Genomic DNA, 1,841 nt, shown 5'->3' on the forward strand with positions numbered 1-1,841 from the left:
CCGAGTGCGGCCCGGTGTCCGGGCCGCACTCGGCGCGCGGGTCGAGCTAGTTGGCCTCGCCGGAGCCGGACCAGAGGCCGCACGCGCACATCATGGCCGCGTCGAAGCCCTGCTCAGTCGCCTTCGGCTCGGACCACTCCTGGCTGTGCGCCACCACGTCCGGGAAGAACGACACGAGCCGGTTGCGGGTGGAGATGAGCACCTGCGTCTCCTGCTCGGTCAGGGTGTTGCAGAACTCCTCGAGCTCCGGCGACATCTGGCTGCCACCGATGATGCCGGCTTCACGGAGGGCGTCCGCTGCGTTGAAGGTCATCATTTTCCTTTCGCTGTCGCGGGTCGAACTCGATGCGATCGAGAATGCGGTTCGAAATACCGTCCCGGCAACCCCACGAATGTGGGGTCGAGGGCAATTCGACGACCATTTTTTGGGCAGGCGGAAAGAGCTCTTCAGAACGGGTTGAAAGCCGAGTTCAGACCAGGTCAGATCGGCGCCGACAATTCGATCCGGGTGCCTCAGAAAGGTGGGCCGATCCCGCCGAGGGCGAAGCCGGCGCTACGGGACGACACGAGCTGGATGAACGACGGCATCGCGGCTCACACTTCTCCGGATGTCGGCTGGAGCAGCACGGGCAGTTGGCGTACGCCGTGCAGGAACAGCTCCGGCGTCCACCGCAGATCGGCCGGGTCGACGGCGAGCCGCAGCGCCGGGAAACGGCGTACCAGCGTGCCCACCGCCGCCCGGGCCTGCATCCGCGCCAACGCGGCGCCCAGGCAGAAGTGGATGCCGTAACCGAAGCCGAGGTGCCGGTTGGGGTGCCGGCCGATGTCGAAGACGTCCGGGTCGGCGAAGACCGCCGGGTCGCGGTTCGCGGCCAGCAGCACCGGCACCACCACGTCGCCGCGCGGGATCACCGTGCCGCCGATCTCCACGTCGGCCAGCGCGTACAACTGGCCGGTGTGCCCGACCGGGCCGTTGAACCGGATCACCTCCTCGATCGCCGAGTCGATCAGGTCCGGTGCCGCCCGCAGCCGGGCCAGTTGGTCGGGGTGCCGCAGCAACTCCAGCACCGCGTTGCCGATCAGGTTGACGCTGGTCTCGTCGCCGGCGAGCAGCAGCTGGAACACCCCGCCGAGCAGCTCGGCGCGGCTGAGCCACCCACCGTCGCGGTGCGCCCGGATGAGCTCCGACAGCAGGTCGTCGCCCGTCGCTTCGCCACGTTCGGCGATCACCTTCGTCAGGTAGGAGGTGAACTCCACCCCGGCCCGGTGCGCCCGCCGCGGGTCGCGGCTGCGGGCGATCTCATCGCTCCAGTGGCGCAGCCGGTCCCGGTCGTGCAGTGGGAACCCGAGCACCTCCGCGACGACGAGCACCGGCAGCGGCAGCGCCAACGCCTCGATCACGTCGACGGGCCCGCGGGCCGGCGCCATCGCGTCGGTCAGTTCGGCGACGACGCGGCGTACGTGCCTGTCGATCGTGGCCATGGTGCGGGCGCCGAACGCGGGTGCGAGCAACCGCCGCAGCCGGGTGTGGTCGGGCGGGTCCAGGTGGAGCACGTTGCGCCGTAGCATCACCAGCGGATCGCCCGTGGCCTGCCGGTGGACGGTGGCCAGGTTCGGCGGCAGGCGGTCGAGCTGACGGCCGAGTTGCGGGTGGAGCAGGGCCCGCTGCACGTCCGCGTAGCGGGTCACGTACCAGAACGCGCGGCCGCTGCGCGGGGCCTGGTGGCGGTAGACCGGAGCCTGCGCGCGCATCCGGTGCAGCAGCGGATGCGGGTCCGGGCGGTGCCGGGCGGCGGTCGGGTCGAACACCGGGGCGGTGGCGGTCCCGCCGGTCACCGGGC

At 70.9% G+C, this 1,841-nt stretch carries 2 protein-coding genes; both read right to left on the reverse strand.

Annotated elements, in window-relative coordinates:
• Positions 1-46: 46 nt before the first annotated feature.
• A complete protein-coding gene (locus tag AB0B91_RS65565; protein ID WP_089002512.1) occupies positions 47-313 on the reverse strand; it encodes a StsA-related sactipeptide RiPP in 267 nt (88 codons plus the stop codon).
• A gap of 281 nt (positions 314-594) precedes the next feature.
• Positions 595-1,841, reverse strand: a 1,247-nt coding sequence (locus AB0B91_RS65570) for a cytochrome P450 (RefSeq protein WP_358343126.1), incomplete at its 5' end; no start/stop codon positions are given.

Origin of the sequence: Nonomuraea sp. NPDC049141 (genome assembly GCF_040648415.1) — a bacterium.
Classification (GTDB): Bacteria; Actinomycetota; Actinomycetes; order Streptosporangiales; family Streptosporangiaceae; genus Nonomuraea.